Annotated in this window: 14 protein-coding genes and 2 pseudogenes; 7 read left to right on the top strand and 9 right to left on the bottom strand. The window is 61.8% G+C overall.

All coding sequences use genetic code 11. The features are described from left to right. Positions 1–4 precede the first annotated feature (4 nt). From RX328_RS25500 to groL, 5 genes are all read right to left on the bottom strand, one after another. The gene (locus tag RX328_RS25500; RefSeq protein ID WP_213253150.1) at positions 5–1,273 is read right to left on the bottom strand and encodes an NAD(P)/FAD-dependent oxidoreductase; all 1,269 of its coding nucleotides are present in this window, start codon (positions 1,271–1,273) and stop codon (positions 5–7) included. Beyond that, positions 1,270–1,572 (bottom strand): c-type cytochrome, encoded by a 303-nt coding sequence (locus RX328_RS25495; protein ID WP_312018052.1) that lies wholly within the window; start codon positions 1,570–1,572, stop codon positions 1,270–1,272. The genes RX328_RS25500 and RX328_RS25495 overlap by 4 nt, the downstream gene beginning before the upstream one ends. Before the next feature lie 125 nt (positions 1,573–1,697). Then, positions 1,698–2,024 (bottom strand): thiosulfate oxidation carrier complex protein SoxZ, encoded by a 327-nt coding sequence (gene soxZ, locus RX328_RS25490; protein ID WP_213253151.1) that lies wholly within the window; start codon positions 2,022–2,024, stop codon positions 1,698–1,700. 19 nt (positions 2,025–2,043) lie between these two features. Further along, the gene (locus tag RX328_RS25485) at positions 2,044–2,514 is read right to left on the bottom strand and encodes a thiosulfate oxidation carrier protein SoxY (protein ID WP_312018053.1); all 471 of its coding nucleotides are present in this window, start codon (positions 2,512–2,514) and stop codon (positions 2,044–2,046) included. Between the two features lie 227 nt (positions 2,515–2,741). Then, entirely contained in the window at positions 2,742–4,385 is a 1,644-nt protein-coding gene (gene groL / locus RX328_RS25480) for a chaperonin GroEL (protein WP_213253152.1), read from the bottom strand. A 924-nt stretch (positions 4,386–5,309) separates the two neighbouring features. Here groL and RX328_RS25475 point away from each other — a divergent pair. Further along, positions 5,310–5,780 (top strand): hypothetical protein, encoded by a 471-nt coding sequence (locus RX328_RS25475; RefSeq protein ID WP_213253153.1) that lies wholly within the window; start codon positions 5,310–5,312, stop codon positions 5,778–5,780. Here RX328_RS25475 and RX328_RS25470 read toward each other — a convergent pair. Both RX328_RS25470 and RX328_RS25465 read right to left on the bottom strand, forming a co-directional pair. Next, positions 5,752–6,048: pseudogene (locus RX328_RS25470) on the bottom strand (branched-chain amino acid ABC transporter substrate-binding protein); the annotation flags it as partial. The gene RX328_RS25475 and the pseudogene RX328_RS25470 sit on opposite strands and share 29 nt — an antisense overlap. Before the next feature lie 45 nt (positions 6,049–6,093). Next, positions 6,094–7,206: a cyclase family protein gene (locus RX328_RS25465; protein ID WP_213253155.1), complete on the bottom strand. Its 1,113-nt coding sequence runs from the start codon at positions 7,204–7,206 to the stop codon at positions 6,094–6,096. 115 nt (positions 7,207–7,321) lie between these two features. On the opposite strand from RX328_RS25465, the gene RX328_RS25460 reads away from it, so the two are divergent. Next, entirely contained in the window at positions 7,322–8,368 is a 1,047-nt protein-coding gene (locus RX328_RS25460) for a CobW family GTP-binding protein (RefSeq protein WP_213253156.1), read from the top strand. 169 nt (positions 8,369–8,537) lie between these two features. Continuing rightward, positions 8,538–8,672 carry a hypothetical protein gene (locus RX328_RS25455; RefSeq protein WP_317258499.1) on the top strand — a complete coding sequence of 45 codons (135 nt, stop codon included), beginning with the start codon at positions 8,538–8,540 and terminating at the stop codon, positions 8,670–8,672. Between the two features lie 879 nt (positions 8,673–9,551). Here RX328_RS25455 and RX328_RS25450 read toward each other — a convergent pair. Continuing rightward, positions 9,552–10,577, bottom strand: a complete 1,026-nt coding sequence (locus RX328_RS25450; RefSeq protein WP_213257643.1) for an IS110 family transposase — start codon at positions 10,575–10,577, stop codon at positions 9,552–9,554. 128 nt (positions 10,578–10,705) lie between these two features. After that, entirely contained in the window at positions 10,706–11,500 is a 795-nt protein-coding gene (locus RX328_RS25445; protein WP_213257322.1) for a class I SAM-dependent methyltransferase, read from the bottom strand. Positions 11,501–11,963: 463 nt separating this feature from the next. On the opposite strand from RX328_RS25445, the gene RX328_RS25440 reads away from it, so the two are divergent. The 4 genes and pseudogenes from RX328_RS25440 (at position 11,964) to RX328_RS25430 (ending at position 14,404) form a co-directional block, all read left to right on the top strand. Further along, positions 11,964–12,206, top strand: a complete 243-nt coding sequence (locus RX328_RS25440) for a hypothetical protein (RefSeq protein ID WP_213257324.1) — start codon at positions 11,964–11,966, stop codon at positions 12,204–12,206. 283 nt (positions 12,207–12,489) lie between these two features. After that, positions 12,490–13,749, top strand: a complete 1,260-nt coding sequence (locus RX328_RS25435; protein WP_213257326.1) for an acetamidase/formamidase family protein — start codon at positions 12,490–12,492, stop codon at positions 13,747–13,749. After that, positions 13,685–13,825: pseudogene (locus tag RX328_RS43840) on the top strand (hypothetical protein); the annotation flags it as partial. The gene RX328_RS25435 and the pseudogene RX328_RS43840, both read left to right, overlap by 65 nt. A gap of 15 nt (positions 13,826–13,840) precedes the next feature. Next, on the top strand, positions 13,841–14,404 hold the full coding sequence (locus tag RX328_RS25430) for a hypothetical protein (protein WP_249727339.1): 564 nt from the start codon (positions 13,841–13,843) through the stop codon (positions 14,402–14,404). Positions 14,405–14,655: the final 251 nt, after the last annotated feature.

Below are 14,655 nucleotides of genomic sequence, written 5' to 3'. Positions count from 1 at the left end.
CTCGTCAGCCGAACACGTCGCGGGTAAAAGCTTCGTACCAGCCTTCCGCTTCACGCGCAGCACGGCGGCGCATCTCGGAGCTTTCGTCCACTTTACTAATAAACGCATGCTCGGTTCTGATCGTCCCGGCGAGAGGCTTGTAGCTGATGGCGTTGCTCCATGCGTCGTCTGGGGCGAGAAACGTATAACAAGTATTGAACAGATGCGGCGTGCTACGCGAGGATCCTGTCAGTACCGACGCGACGGAGAAGGCGCACGCCTTAGCTTGGCTGTTCGCGGAAAAGGCGGATTTCGGCATATCGCCGGCGATGATCGCATCGCCCACGAGATGGATGCTGGGTTGCAGCGTCGACTCGAACGTGATCGGATCAACCGGACACCACCCCGATCGGTCAGCGAGACCCAGTTGCTGGGCCAGATGCCCAGCCTTTTGCGCCGGGATGACGTTGGCGACCGCAGCCTTGAACGTCTCTTCTGCCGTTATCACCGATCGGGCCTTGACGTCGACCGCCTTGACCCCGCCGGTGAATTCGGCCGGGAGCCATTCTATCATTCCCGGGTAATGGCGCTGCCAGGCGTCCTGGAACAGGTCCTGCCCCGTGAATGTGCTCTTCGCGTCGAGCACAAGGATCTTCGACCGTGGCTTATGCCGCTGGAAATAGGACGCAACCAGGGACGCCCGCTCGTACGGCGCGGGCGGGCAGCGGAATGGATCTGGAGGAACGACCAGCACGAAAACACCACCGTCCTCCATACTTTGCAATTGTTTGCGCAGTAGCTTGGTTTGTGCCCCCGTCTTCCACGCGTGGGGCATGATCTGCATGGCCGCCGCGTCATAGCCGTCGATGGCACGGTCTTGGAACGCGATACCAGGAGCCAATACGACGCGGTCGTAGGACAGCTTTGCGCCGCTGCTCAGGCCGACAATCTTCGCCACCGGATCAATCATCGCCGCGGAATCGTGGACGACGGCGATGCCGTATTGCCGCCTCAGGGTCTCATAGCCGTGGGTGAGCGATTCGAAAGAGCGAAGCCCGGCGAGATAGTGGTTGCTGAAGAAGCAGGTCGAGTAAAGTCCGCTCGGCTCGACGAGTGTCACTTCGACCGGCGCGGTGCCAGAGGCCAAATATCGGGCCACCGTTGCGCCGCCCACCCCGCCGCCGATCACGGCAACTTTCGCCTTGGCCTGAGAACGCGCCCTTCGCGGACGGAGCGCTGTCAAAACCGCTGCTCCCGTCAGGCCACCGAACTCGCGACGCGTCCAGGACTTCATGGGGGCTCGGCCTTCTTTCCCTGCGCGGCCAGAAAACGTGCCACGGTCGCGATCTCCTCATCGCTGAGCGACAGGGCGATGGCTCGCATTATATGGCTTGATCGCTCGCCCGATCGGTACGCGAGCATCGCACGTGTGAGCCGGTCTTCATCCAGGCCAATCATGGACGGAATGCCCTTCTCGCCCCCATCCAGGCGATGGCAGGAGGCGCACACTGCTGCGAGTTGCCCGCCTTGATCATTGGCGGCCGCGCGTGCTGAAGCGGCAAGAGGGATCGGATTCGCAGCAATCGCCAGCACGAGCAAACGCCCAGGAATTTTAGGAGTGCGGAATCCCGCACGGCATGCGGCCAACATTTTGCATTTCGACCGCCAGCCGCGCCAGGCACCGACGAGCACCGCGACGCTTGGTCGTCGCGCCGTCATCACCCGACCAGGAGATCGTGTCTCAACGCGAAGACGCGGCCACCATCCTCTTTCCAGACGAAGTCAAGCCGCCCACTCGTTGTCGCGCGGAGGTAGAACTCAAAATAGGGATTGGCAGCCATGGCCTCATTCAGGTCGACGCTAAACACCACCTCGTCGTGGTAGCGGCAGACAAACTGGTTGATGATCTTGCGGGGAATCACCTCGCCGCTGCTGTCACGGCGCAGACCCGTCTCCATTTGATGTTCGATCAGGGCCTTGATCTTAATAATCTCGCCCTTTACTGCGGTGCGGGGCACTTGCACGCGTGGTGTCGGAGTGGCCATTCTCCGCCTCCTTTCTACATCAGGCGCACCCGTTCGTAGCAACCTCGACCCAGGCTCTCGTCATCAGAAGCGTACCGTCATTCATCTCGGCGACCGCCAGAACATCTTGCGGTTGGGCCAGGCGGATCCGTGTCGACACCCGGGGTTCGCTGCGCTGCGGAACGAAATGAAAGGTCGCGACAGTGATGAGCGGATTTCGCGGCGCCAGCACACGGACATCCCGCACATGATCGGATTCAGTCATGGGGCTATCGATCACGAGCGTAAGCGGCACGGTGTAGCCGTTAGCGAACACCCGCGGCATCGCAAGCTGAAGGCGATCTGACTCCGTCGGGGTTTTTCCGATCAGATGCTTGATTAGCTCCGCCGCATCGTCGCTGGCGTTCGCCGGTGAGGCAAGCATGGCGCCCGCAATACCAGCGCCCCCCGCAACCGCCGCGGTCAATACGGCCCGGCGCGTAAGGCCGGCTGCCCTGATCTCCTCAACCACGCCACCCTCCCTGCGCCACTAAGGCGATAGACCGGCAGACGTCTCAAGAAAGCGATCAGACTTGTTACTCCCTAAGGTTATCCTACCTCGGACGGCCTCACAAGGCGCAGTGGCCGTTGCGGCCGCGCCAGGCTTCTTCGGCTCTCGAAGCATCTCGGGCATTGATCTTATCGACACGGATCGGACAGGCTGTTCCGGGACCAGTCCTGTCGCGACCTCCAATCGGCTCAGAACTCTATATCGCCGTGGTGGGGGCCGTGGCCATGCCCTGGTAGAGGTGGAGGCGGCGGTTTCGGCAGCTCGGCAACCATTGCCTCGGTCGTGATCAGTAGACCGGCGACCGACGCCGCATCCTGCAACGCGGTACGTACCACCTTGGTCGGATCGATGATGCCTTTCTGGATCAGGTTGCCGTACTCGCCGGCCTGCGCGTCATAGCCGAACGCGTACTGCTCTTTCTCCAGGATATTGCCGACCACGATCGAGCCGTCCTCCCCAGCATTGAGCGCGATCTGACGCGCCGGCCAGGAGAGCGCCTTCCTAACGATCTCGATTCCGGTCTTCTGGTCTCTGTTGGCCGCGGTCAGCTTGCCGAGCGCCTTGGTCGCGCGCAAGAGCGCGACCCCGCCGCCCGGCAGGATGCCTTCCTCGACCGCGGCGCGGGTCGCATGGATTGCGTCGTCGACGCGATCGACGCGATCTCTTACCTCGACCTCGGTCGCGCCGCCGACGCGGATCACCGCCACGCCGCCGGCGAGTTTGGCGAGGCGTTCTTGCAGCTTCTCACGATCGTAGTCCGAGGTGGTCTCCTCGATCTCTGCCTTAATCTGATCCATGCGCGCTTCGATGCCGGTCTTCTTGCCGGCGCCGCCGACGATGGTCGCGTTATCTTTCTCGATCGAAACCTTGTTGGCGCGGCCCAGCATGTCGAGCTGGACGCTTTCAAGCTTGACGCCGAGATCCTCGGAAATCGCCGTGCCCCCGGTCAGGATGGCTATGTCCTGCAATATGGCCTTGCGACGGTCACCGAAGCCCGGCGCCTTCACCGCTGCCACCATCAGGCCACCGCGCACTTTGTTGACGACGAGGGTTGCAAGCGCCTCGCCCTCGACGTCATCAGCAATGATGAGCAGCCGCTTACCCGTCTTCACCACCGCTTCGAGCAGCGGCAGCAATTCCTGCAGGCTTGAGAGCTTCTTCTCGTAAATCAGGACATAGGGATCCTCGAGCTCGACCGACATCTTGTCGGCGTTGGTGATGAAGTAAGGGGAGATGTAACCACGGTCGAACTGCATGCCCTTGACCACGTCGAGCTTGGTCTCGATCGACTTCGCTTCCTCGACTGTGATTGCGCCTTCGTTGCCGACCTTCTTCATCGCCTCGGCGAGAAAACGGCCGATCTCCTGGTCACCGTTCGCCGCGATCGTGCCAACCTGAGCGATCTCCTCGTTCGAGGTGACCGCCTTGGAGTTCGCCTTCAGATGATCGACCACCGCTTTGACAGCGAGGTCCACGCCGCGTTTGAGATCCATCGGGTTCATGCCGGCAGCGATCGCCTTTGCGCCTTCGTGAACGATGGACGCTGCCAACACAGTTGCGGTGGTGGTGCCGTCACCGGCAACGTAGGAGGTCTTCAACGCCACCTCGCGCACCATCAGCGCCCCCATGTTCTCGAATCTGTCCTCGAACTCAATCTCCCTGGCGACGGTGACGCCGTCCTTGGTGATACGGGGCGCGCCGAATCCCTTGTCCAACACAACGTTGCGACCCTTCGGACCGAGCGTGACCTTCACCGCATCGGCGAGGATGTCGATGCCACGCAGCATCTTTGCACGGGCCTCGACAGAGAATTTGACGTCCTTGGCTGACATGGAAGCTGCTCCCACGTGTCCAGTTGGCGGAAACCCGTCCGCGCAGCGACATCTTGATGAAGCGGGCTCGGTGCCCGCGGCCCTATCGCCGCGCCTCGTCGTAGCGGCGACGCGCGAACACCATTCCTCGCCCCCTCCAACCCGTCAATAGCCGACCGCATAACGGAGAAGACCAGCCCAAGCGGCGCGACCGCACTCGTCCCGTAACGATAGCACTTGTAAAAGCTGAACAGTTGGACGAGCATCAGGATCATTTCGAGTGGACACGACAATAATCAAGGTCCGCTCGGTGAATGAAGCAACCGATCGCACCGTCAGGCTGCCGGTTCCGACCGCCATGACCGCGACCGACATGGTGACGGGAGTTTATGCTTCTCTTGCACCGCTAAGGGGCTGGCCGATCACCGGAAGCGTGGGGTTCAAGGCTGAACGTGCGCGTGTGTGTGTGCACCGAAAAGCTTAAACCCGAACGTAGCGATCCGCCCAGAAGAGCGTGTGAAGTCATGACGCCGGTGGCTGAGCCGGGAAGATTGGCGCATCTTTATTCAAAAACCGATGCGTTCTCACGCCGTTTTAGCCCGCCCGATGCCAACGCACCAGCGTCTCGAGACGGACGTTCCAGGGAACCGGCGCTCGTGACCCATTCCGGGCGTGTAGCGCCCCATAACACTTCAGCCCGATCTCGCGCTTGCTGGATGGTGGGCTTCGCCATACCTATGCCGGAAGGGAGCAATCCCGGGAAAGGGATTGGACGCGGGGCCAACAGCGCGGATGCACGCCTCCGCCGAAGCTGGCCGACACGGGGTGGAGCGATCTGTGGAGTCTGGCGAGCGACGCGAAGCAGCGGTGCCCTGACATCGATGCCAGGCTCGTCTGCCGACACGGAGTCGGGGCCTCGTGCCGAGTTCATGAGGAGGTCAGGCCATGGAGATCGAACGCACTACATTCGGCACCATCACGATTGACGGAAAGACCTATGAACACGACGTGATCATTCGTCTGTCCGGCGAAGTGGCAAGGCGGAAGAAAAAACTGTCGAAGAAGTACTACGGCACCTCGCATGTCCTCTCGAAGGACGAAGCGAAGTTCGTCTTTGAGAACGGATGCGAGCAGCTAATTCTTGGCTCGGGCCAGATGGGCAATGTGCATCTATCGCCGGAAGCTGAGGCGTATTTTGCGAAAAAGGGCTGCGCGGGCCGGGCCAGCAGCAAGTCCGCCCATGTCTGCAATGCCACCGAAAGCGGACGTCGCGGGCTCAACGGCAATCTTATGAATCCAACGTTCAGGTGCCGCCATGGCGCGACCTGTCAGACCGTCTTGCCGTCAGCCCCGATGAAGCGCACGACAACGGGGGCAGGTCATCGTCTCACAACCCGCCGCGAAGCAATTCGCTGATCACCACGAACTGGTTGTCGCGAAACTCGACCACATAACGGTCCTTGATCGGACGATAGTCCGAAGGTGTGGTGTTGAGCTTGACGCCCGGCAGCAGCAGCGGCAGTGAAACATCCTTCAGGTTCGCCGCCTGGGCCATGATGTTCTCGCGGCTCAGATTGTTCTTGCACTGCTCCAGCACCACCACCAGCGCCACCATATAGGCTTAGCCGGCGGCGAAATTGGATGGATCGACATTCGGCACCCGCGCCTTCATGAAATCGCGATAGCACCGGCGTGGGCGGCCCGCCGCCCCCGCGCCAACGCGACCTCGTCAGGTAATCGCGATCGGGCAGCCGTTGCTTCCCGTGGCGCCCTTGATCGGAGCAGGGGTAAAGCAATAGACGAACTGGTACTTCCTGTCGGCGATCAGCTCGTCGAATATCAGGTTCTCGTGGTTGAGGATGCCGTGCTTGGTCTGCAACTCGCCATGGACCGCGAAGGCGAGCGACTTGTCAGGATTGGGCACCACTTCGACCGCCCAGGTGTCCGCCGCGGTGAGCGCGAGGTCCTTTTCGATCACCCATTTGGCGGCGTCGAGGCCGATGCCCGGTTCTCCGCTGTTGTACCGATCATTGTTCTTCATCCATAGCGAGCCCCAGCCGGTATGGAACATGATCGCATCGCCGGGCTTGATGTCGCTCTCGGGGATGTTCTGCTTCTGAAGCGCCGCCTTGATATCGGCTGAGGTAATCTCCTGGCCAGCATCCATCATCCCGCCCTTGAGTGCGACCATGTCGACCAGATGCGCACGGGTGAAGAGGGGCTTGAGCTTCTCGGTGCCGAGCTTCTTGAGACCGTACGCGTCGCCGATCTCCTGGGCGGTGAAGCCGTTGTAGAACCGCATCTCGCTCTTGTCGCCGTCCTTGCCCATCTGGATGCCGATGTGGCCAAGACCATCGAACTGCGTGCCGGTCTGGCCGATCTCGGTGGCGAGAAATTCGTCATGATACACAAGCTTGTTATCGCCGAACGGGCCGCCGGTCGGACCACCGAGAATGCGCAGCGAGAACGCACGCGCGCCGAACAGCGGCATGCCCTGCTCGTAGACCCGGCCGATCTTGTAGATCTTGCCGTCCTTGATCCATTTCGCCGCATCCAGCACTTTTGCCGGCGTGATGTGGTTGGATGCGCCGGACTCGTCGTCCTTGCCCCATTTCGAGGGCCACCATGGCCTGTCGACGCCCTTGGGCATAGCGGCCGTCTGCGCCTCTGCTGCCGTGATCGGTGCGAGCGAGAACTTGCCATGCACCGCGCCAGCGAGCGCCGCTCCGGCGGCGCCGGCGAGGCCGGCTGTACGCAGCAAGGTCCGGCGATCGGTTTCTGCGATGCCGGCTTTCGTCTCTTCGCCAGCTTTCTTTTCTTCACCCCTGACTAGATCGTCCATCGTTCTCTCCCAGGTTGGCCCTTGAGCTGGGCTTAAAAGACCATTTTCGGCATGCTCCTCCTCCGCTAGGCTGTTGTCCAGCGACAAAAGTAAAACGACAGGGACGAGGGCGCTGATGAGCTTATTCGAGAGCGACAAGTCCGCCGAGCGGCTGCCGGTATCATTGGTCACCGGGTTTCTCGGCAGCGGCAAGACCACGCTGCTCAATCGCCTGCTGCGCCACGACGCCATGAAGGACAGCGCCGTCATCATCAATGAATACGGCGAAGTCAGTCTCGACCATCTGCTGGTCGAGCGCATCGATGGCGAGGTGGCCGTGCTCGCGAGCGGCTGTATTTGCTGCACAATCCGCAGCGACCTCGAGGAGACGCTGCGCACGCTGCTGGTGCGACGCGACCGTGGCGAGGTGCCGCCATTTCGTCGTATTCTCGTCGAGACAACGGGCCTGGCAGATCCTGCCCCGATCGTGCAGTTGCTTCTGAACAACCCATTGGTGTCGCATTTTCTGCGGCTCGACACCGTGGTGACGACGGTCGATGCCGCCAATGCAATCCATCAGCTCGACCATCAATATGAAGCGGTGAAGCAGGTGGCGCTGGCCGACCGGCTGTTGATCACAAAGTGCGATTTGGTCAGCAATATTGCCGCATTGGAGCAGCGTCTCCGCAGGCTCAACCCCGGCGCGAGGATCGAAAGCGTGATGCATGGCGAGATCGATCCGGCGGGGCTGTTCGGTGCTGGCCTGGTCGATCCCGAGAAAAAAGCGGTCGACGTTGCGCGCTGGCTTAACGAGCAGGCATTCGCAGGATCCCGCGAGCCGGCGCACGAGCACCATGATCATGCCCATCACGGCCACGATGGAGGGATCACCAGCTTCATGCTCGCGTTCGACGACCCGCTCGACTGGATGGCCGTCTCAAACTGGCTCGCCTATCTGCGCAGCGCACGCGGCGCGGACCTGCTGCGGGTCAAAGGCATTCTCAATCTCCGCGGGGAAGCAACGCCGGTCGTGATCCACGGCGTCCACCATGTCTTCCATCCGCCGGTCGCACTCCGCGACTGGCCCGACGCCGACCGCCGCTCGCGCATCGTGTTCATTACCCGCGGCATCGCCCGCGAAGAGGTGCTCGCGCAATGGCAGGCAGGACGCGTGGCAGCTTGAGACAGCCCATTGGGCTCTCATCCGCCCCACGAACTATGTCCGCTATTCCCCGATAGCGACCAAATTCTGCAGGGCAGCGAAATGACGCGATGTGCCAATAGCGGACGATCGCTGGTTATCGGAGGGCCGCCCATCATACCGGGCACCCGCGCTGAGGCAGAGTCTATCGGTGCAACGTGTCCAGCACTTTTCGAGCAGCGGCAAGATCGACGATTTCGTGTTTGGTGTCGAATGCGTCGATGATGGCGCGCAGGCGCTTCTCACCCTCCTGAACAAGATCTTGGCCTGCGAGGACCGATGTTAGTTGTGCTGTAGCGCGGAGCTCGAATAGTCGCGCTTCCTGCCGCTGGGCGTCCCAACCTGCTTGACCCTCGCGCCGTGCGCGGGGCCGTCAAGGCGCAGCCTGGCAGCAGAGAGCAAGACGTCAGGAAAGCACGACGGCCGGCCTTGACGACCCCTTGCGCGCGGCGCGTCTGCGCGCGCAGGCCGGGACGAAGGAACGACCGCCAGGCACAAACAAAGGAACAGCGCGAAGTGAGGAGCTATCGATGACGTAACAACACCCTTACCCGCCGAGGTCTGCGAGAAGATGAGACGACGATGGAGAATCGGTCTTCCCGGCGCATGCGAACACTGGTGACCCAAATGGCCCGGTCGAGGCCTGTCCGCTAACCAGATCACATGCGCGCTGATATCCATGATGGCCCGGAGCACTGCGCTCCAAGCAGAGGCCGGATACATTGATGCAAGACCGCATCTACCGGATCATCGAAATCTTCTTGCACCGCACGGCCGGACCATACATTCGGGTCAAACTGAGAAGAACTCAGTATGGGCGAATGTCTTCCGAGTTACCCCTGAAAGCGGACATCGCTCAAAACAATCGGCATGTCTCAAAGGTGCCATGTATGGACGGCGCCCGCGGTGCAAGAGGAATCTGACGTTTCAGCGAAGCGTTCGGGTGCAGCCATGTATTCGGCCTTTGAATGCAGCCGCTTTGGCCGCTGGCCTTGATGTGATCCGCTGATCGGGTCCCAAACAAAAGCACGCGTTCTTTCCTCGCGTGGCACCTTACGGGTTTTCCCAATCGACGGTCTCGACCGTTTCGCATCAATGTCGTCTTCACCCCTGCAGTTCGTGAACGCACGGACGCAACCTCATCCTCCCATTGCCGAGCCCTTTGTTAGATTGCCACAAGTTGGGGCGCCCGGTAGGTCCCACCCCTGGCCAGCAATGCCCAGGCGATCCGCGCCATCTTGTTGGCCAGCGCGACGGCGACGACCTTGAACGGTCGCCGAGCGAGAAGCTGAGTGAGCCAGGGATACTTCTCCGGCTGCTGGCGCGCACGTCGCAAGACAGAATGGGCTCCGACAATAAGAATACGCCTGAGGTATTGGTCACCCTGTTTCGAGATCGGCCCGAGCTTCTGTTTGCCGCCAGTCGAATCCTGCCGCGGCACGATCCCGATCCAGGCCGCAAAATCACGACCCGACCGGAATGCCTTCGGGTCCGTGACGACGGCGGTGATGGTCGTCGCGCCTACGACGCCGATACCGGGGATGGTCTCGAGCCGCTGACTTGCCTCGTTCGAGCGATGCTGCGCAACGATCCGTTTCTCGATCGATCCGATCATCGTCTGCACAGCCTGAAGCTGCGCCGCTAGTACGGTCAGGCTGGCGTGGGCGTCGATCGGCAAGCGCGAACTCTCATCCTGTGCGACGATCGCCAACAACTCTTTGATCCCTTCGCGCCCCTGTGCAGCCGTAACGCCGAACTCGGCCAAATGCGCCCGTAATGCATTGATCAACTGGGTGCGTTGGCGCATCAGCAGGTCGCGGGCTCGATGCAGCATCAACTGGCCCTGCTGCTCGGCCGACTTAATCCGCACGAAACGCATGGTCGGGCGCCGCACCGCCTCACAGATTGCCTCCGCGTCGGCGGCATCGTTCTTATTGCGCTTGACGTAGGCCTTCACATCCTTCGCTGGCATCAGACGGACCTCGTGGCCCAGCTTCGTCAACTCGCGCGCCCAATGGTGCGACGTGGCACAGGCCTCCATGCCGACCAGGCACGGCGCCAGAGCTTCGAAGAACGCTATAATCTGGCCGCGGCGAAGTTGCTTTCTGACGATCACCTTCTCGGCCGCGTCAATGCCGTGAACCTGGAACACGTTCTTGGCGATATCCAAACCGATCGTGGTAATTTGCATGTGGACGGCTCCCCTCATGTGATTCGTTTCGACGAACCACCCTATGGCACTGCGATGCCGGGAGCGGGCGCCGTCCACCACATCACGAGCAGACTTGGCAAAGCTGCTTTTGAGGCGGATTGGCTTCGCTAGGCTAATGCCGACACAAGCCACAGACCCACATGCAGGCCGCGCCCGTCTGCTCCGATATTTGCGGCGAGCGCGTTGCGAACCGCTTCTGTGGCGCGTATCCGTTGCTCGCCCGAGGCATTTTCGAGGAGCGCAGGCAACGGGCCAGCCTGCGTGATGAACGCCATGCTTTGCGTGGTGTCCTTGCCGTGAATCGGCACGTTGGTCGCCTTGAGCGCCACCTCGCGAAACCCAGCCTCAGTCAGGATGCCACGTAGGCGCTCCTCGCGCGCGAGCGAAAACATCCCCGGTGCCAATGGATCCACCGGCGGCTGAGGCGGCACATGCGGCCGTGCAGCCTCGATCGGCACGCGAAACCATGGACTCTCCGGCATGGTCCGAAAACAGACGAACACCAGCCGCCCGCCTGCCTTCATGCCGCTGCGGATATTCGTGAAGGCCCTGATAGGGTCATCGAAGAACATCACGCCGAATCGCGAATAAACTAGATCCGCCCAGCGCGGTTCAAAGGCGTAGCTCGTCGCGTCGGCCAGTGCAAAGGCTGCGTTGCTAAGTGTCGCCTCGGTGGCACGATGCTTGGCGAAGTCAAGCATCGGGACCGAGACGTCGACGCCCAACACAGCGCCTGATGGTCCGACAGCCTTAGCAAAGGCCAACAGTGTGTCGCCGGTTCCGCATCCGATATCGATCACATGCTCGCCCGGCTTTGCTGCCGCGGCATCTAAGCTGACGCTCGTGACCGACGTGAAGACGTCACTGATCACGGCTTGCTGCGAAACCCATGAGTGACCCATGGTGCTGTTCCAAAACTCTGCTCCACGAGGGTTTGGCGTAGGCGATGGCATTTGGCGAATGTCCTGGTTCTAAAAAAAGGCCTATGGAGTTATCCTCATAGGCTGCACGATATCTCAGATCGAACGCAAGGCTGAAATGTCCGCAACGGGTCATCTACGGAAGCTGAGGAGAGCCCTGCCCTCGTCCGCTATCCCCGCAAGAGCTGACATCCACCGACAGGCCAGCAATGTTGGCTTGGGGGCCAGAAGCGGGCGTTGCTATGAGTTGGCACCGGTGGCTTCATGCGTTCACACTCGACCAGAGGTGCCGGGCACGCCCCCGCCCTCGAACTGCTGAGCCGCGGTCTTCTGGCGGCCATCGGGGCTGCTCTTTCGCGCAATCCGCGGTGAGCCACACCGTCACGATGTTTGTCCGTGGGACTTGTGGCGGGTCTCGTACCGTGCCCGCCTCACGTTGTTCGCGATGGTCTACGCCCTGGCAAACGGTGTCCCACCGGCCGGCGTTGCTTTCGCCGCCGCGATGCTGCTGGCTGTCGCCCTGACGCTCTGCGTCGTTGCGTTGCTGACGATCTTCGCACGCGAATGGTGCGTGCGCAGCTGGATCCGGCATGGCGCATCCCTAGCCCATCTGTCCCGTCTCCTGGAAGGTGCGACGGGCGTCGCCCTGTTGCTGATCGGTCTCGCGCCGTTCGTTTCGGTGATCTGACCGCGAAGGATATGTCCGTCGTATCAGCGCCGACGCTGAAAACGCTGCACATTTGAGGACAAGGAAATGCTGGACCGACAAGAACGCCATGGCGGTGAAGAGGCCGCTGCTTTTCCGCCCTTTCGACCCATGGTGGTTGGCACTTACCCCAAAGGGGAGTAGCTTCGCCGGACGGTCGTCAGGACGAGATCTTGATCTCCTCATCGTGCCGCCGGGCGCCCAAGGCGTTGCCGATCGTCGTCCCGACCAGAATAGGGTCACGATTCTGCTGAGGGAGGAGCAAATGATGCAATCCGGGCAATTCTGGATTATCACTGCGGCCGCGACATTGCTGCTCAGCGCAACCGCAGCGCATGCGGACACGACGTCCGTTAAGGCGTGGCAGGTTGTGCGCGTCGCGAAGACCGGCGCGCACTGCGTCGACGACAAGAACTGCATGAACCGCATGCACCCGGCCATTAAGCCGGTGAGTCGCGCCAACCCCGGTCAGCATATCGTCTTTGAGACGCGCGACGCCTTCGACTCCGACTTCAACCTCGGCTCCAAGCCCGAGGATGTGTCGGCGGCCGATCTCAATCTCGTCCATCCGCTGACCGGCCCGGTCTTCATCGAGGGTGCCCAGCGCGGCGACGTACTGGCGGTGACACTCCTCGACGTACAGCCGGACGACTACGGCTACACCGTGATCGTCCCGGGCTTCGGTTTCCTGCGCGATCGCTTCGCCAAGCCGTTCATCGCCAATTGGAAACTCAACCGCAAGGAGGCGGTCTCCGACCAGATCCCGGGCGTCGTCATCCCCTTTAACGGATTTATGGGCACGGTCGGGGTGCAGCCGGGCCAGCCCGAGGTGGCCACGATCCTCACGCGCGAGGCGGCGCTGCAGAGCGCGGGCGGCGTCGTGCTGACTCCGCAGCCGCTCGGTGCGCTGCCGAGCGATGTCTGCGGTCAGAACGGAAGCAGCAAGAATGAGTGCCTGCGCACCATTCCGCCGCGCGAGAACGGTGGCAACATGGACATCAAGCAGATGGTGGTGGGCACGACGCTGCTGCTGCCCTGCTTCGTGGACGGGTGCGGGTTGTTCGTCGGCGACGTCCATTTCGCGCAAGGCGATGGCGAGGTCTCCGGCACGGCGATCGAGATGGGGGCGACGGTCACGCTGGTCACCGAGATCCGCAAGGCGCAAGCCGCAAAGGTCAAAGTCCCGCACTTCGAAGGCGGCGATCAGCTCATCCGGTTGGCGCCGACCGAGTTCTACGCCACCACCGGCTTCCCGCTGAAAGCCAAGGGCCAGATCCCACCTTACCATACCTACCTTGACAGCCAGAAAATCGGCCCGCTCGAGAACCTCTCGGAGGATCTGATGCTGGCGGCGCGCAACGCCCTGATCGAGCTGATCGACTGGATGGTTAGCGAGAAGGGCCTTACGCCGGAGCAGGCATATGTCGTGGCGAGCGTGGCCGCCGACCTGCGTATCGGCAATGTCGTCGACGTGCCGAACTACGCAGTCTCCGCCATCCTGCCGACCACCATATTCCGCAAGTAGTAGCGTGTGGCATAAGACCGAAGGTCCTGAGGTTGGCGGGAGGCCGAGCCGCCGGGAATTCCTCCGAACGGCGGGGGCCGGCGCCGCAGCCATGTTCCTTTGTGGCCACGCACCCTATGGCCAGTGGGGCGTCTACCGCCGGCGTCACCTGCTGATCCTGACTTCGCGCGCCGATCCTCCCTCGTTCGAGCTCGGCAAGCGGGTAGCTGAGGTCCTCGCGGATCGCTTGCCGAGCAGCAAGGCTCAGGTGAGCAGGGCGCCGCACAAGGAGCGCATCGCCAGTCTGATCAGCTCGCAGCAGTTGGACGTCGCGCTGATGCGGCGCGACGATGCGGCAGCCCTTCGACAAGGGAGACCCCCCTTCGCCGAGCACGGACCAGTCAAACTGTTCACCGTCGTTGGCATCGGAGAGTATTTGTTCGTCTGCCGCGACGACTTTGCAGCACGCCATGCCTGGTTGATCGCCGAAGCGTTGGACAAGAGCCGCAGCGCCCTTCCCGAATTGCTGCTGCCGAGCGGTTCGTCCTCCGAGCCACCCGACTCGCGCATCCCGCTGCATCCTGGCGCTCTAGGTTATTTCACGGGCGCGCCCATGCCGGGCCTCGAGCCACATGCCCATGAAGATTACACCCACGAGGTTGATGTCCCGCAATGAGCCGCGGCCCTAAGCTGGAGGCCGTCCAGACCTCTGCTTCTTCATCAATTGCGAGCCTCGTCGCGCCCTCGCAGCACTTCAGAAAAGGGTCATCTACGGAAGCTGAGGAGAGCCCTGCCCTCGTCCGCTATCCCCGCAAGAGCTGACATCCACCGACAGGCCAGCAATGTTGGCTTGGGCCAGAAGCTGCCTTCACTTGCAATCAGCTCGTGGTGTTTCCCCGTGCCTTGCCGGCCATTTTGCAGTAGGCT

The organism is Bradyrhizobium sp. sBnM-33, from assembly GCF_032917945.1.
GTDB lineage: Bacteria > Pseudomonadota > Alphaproteobacteria > Rhizobiales > Xanthobacteraceae > Bradyrhizobium.
Note: the sequence above shows the minus strand (reverse complement) of the source record. Positions and strands in the feature narration are given on the sequence as shown.

Coding starts and splice junctions, on each gene's coding strand:
- RX328_RS25500 (WP_213253150.1), bottom strand. CDS start 1,273: ATGAAGTCCTGGACGCGTCGCGAGTTCGGTGGCCTGACGGGAGCAGCG.
- RX328_RS25475 (WP_213253153.1), top strand. CDS start 5,310: ATGGAGATCGAACGCACTACATTCGGCACCATCACGATTGACGGAAAG.
- RX328_RS25435 (WP_213257326.1), top strand. CDS start 12,490: ATGATGCAATCCGGGCAATTCTGGATTATCACTGCGGCCGCGACATTG.
- groL (WP_213253152.1), bottom strand. CDS start 4,385: ATGTCAGCCAAGGACGTCAAATTCTCTGTCGAGGCCCGTGCAAAGATG.
- RX328_RS25465 (WP_213253155.1), bottom strand. CDS start 7,206: ATGGACGATCTAGTCAGGGGTGAAGAAAAGAAAGCTGGCGAAGAGACG.
- RX328_RS25440 (WP_213257324.1), top strand. CDS start 11,964: ATGGTCTACGCCCTGGCAAACGGTGTCCCACCGGCCGGCGTTGCTTTC.
- soxZ (WP_213253151.1), bottom strand. CDS start 2,024: ATGGCCACTCCGACACCACGCGTGCAAGTGCCCCGCACCGCAGTAAAG.
- RX328_RS25460 (WP_213253156.1), top strand. CDS start 7,322: ATGAGCTTATTCGAGAGCGACAAGTCCGCCGAGCGGCTGCCGGTATCA.
- RX328_RS25445 (WP_213257322.1), bottom strand. CDS start 11,500: ATGGGTCACTCATGGGTTTCGCAGCAAGCCGTGATCAGTGACGTCTTC.
- RX328_RS25450 (WP_213257643.1), bottom strand. CDS start 10,577: ATGCAAATTACCACGATCGGTTTGGATATCGCCAAGAACGTGTTCCAG.
- RX328_RS25430 (WP_249727339.1), top strand. CDS start 13,841: ATGTTCCTTTGTGGCCACGCACCCTATGGCCAGTGGGGCGTCTACCGC.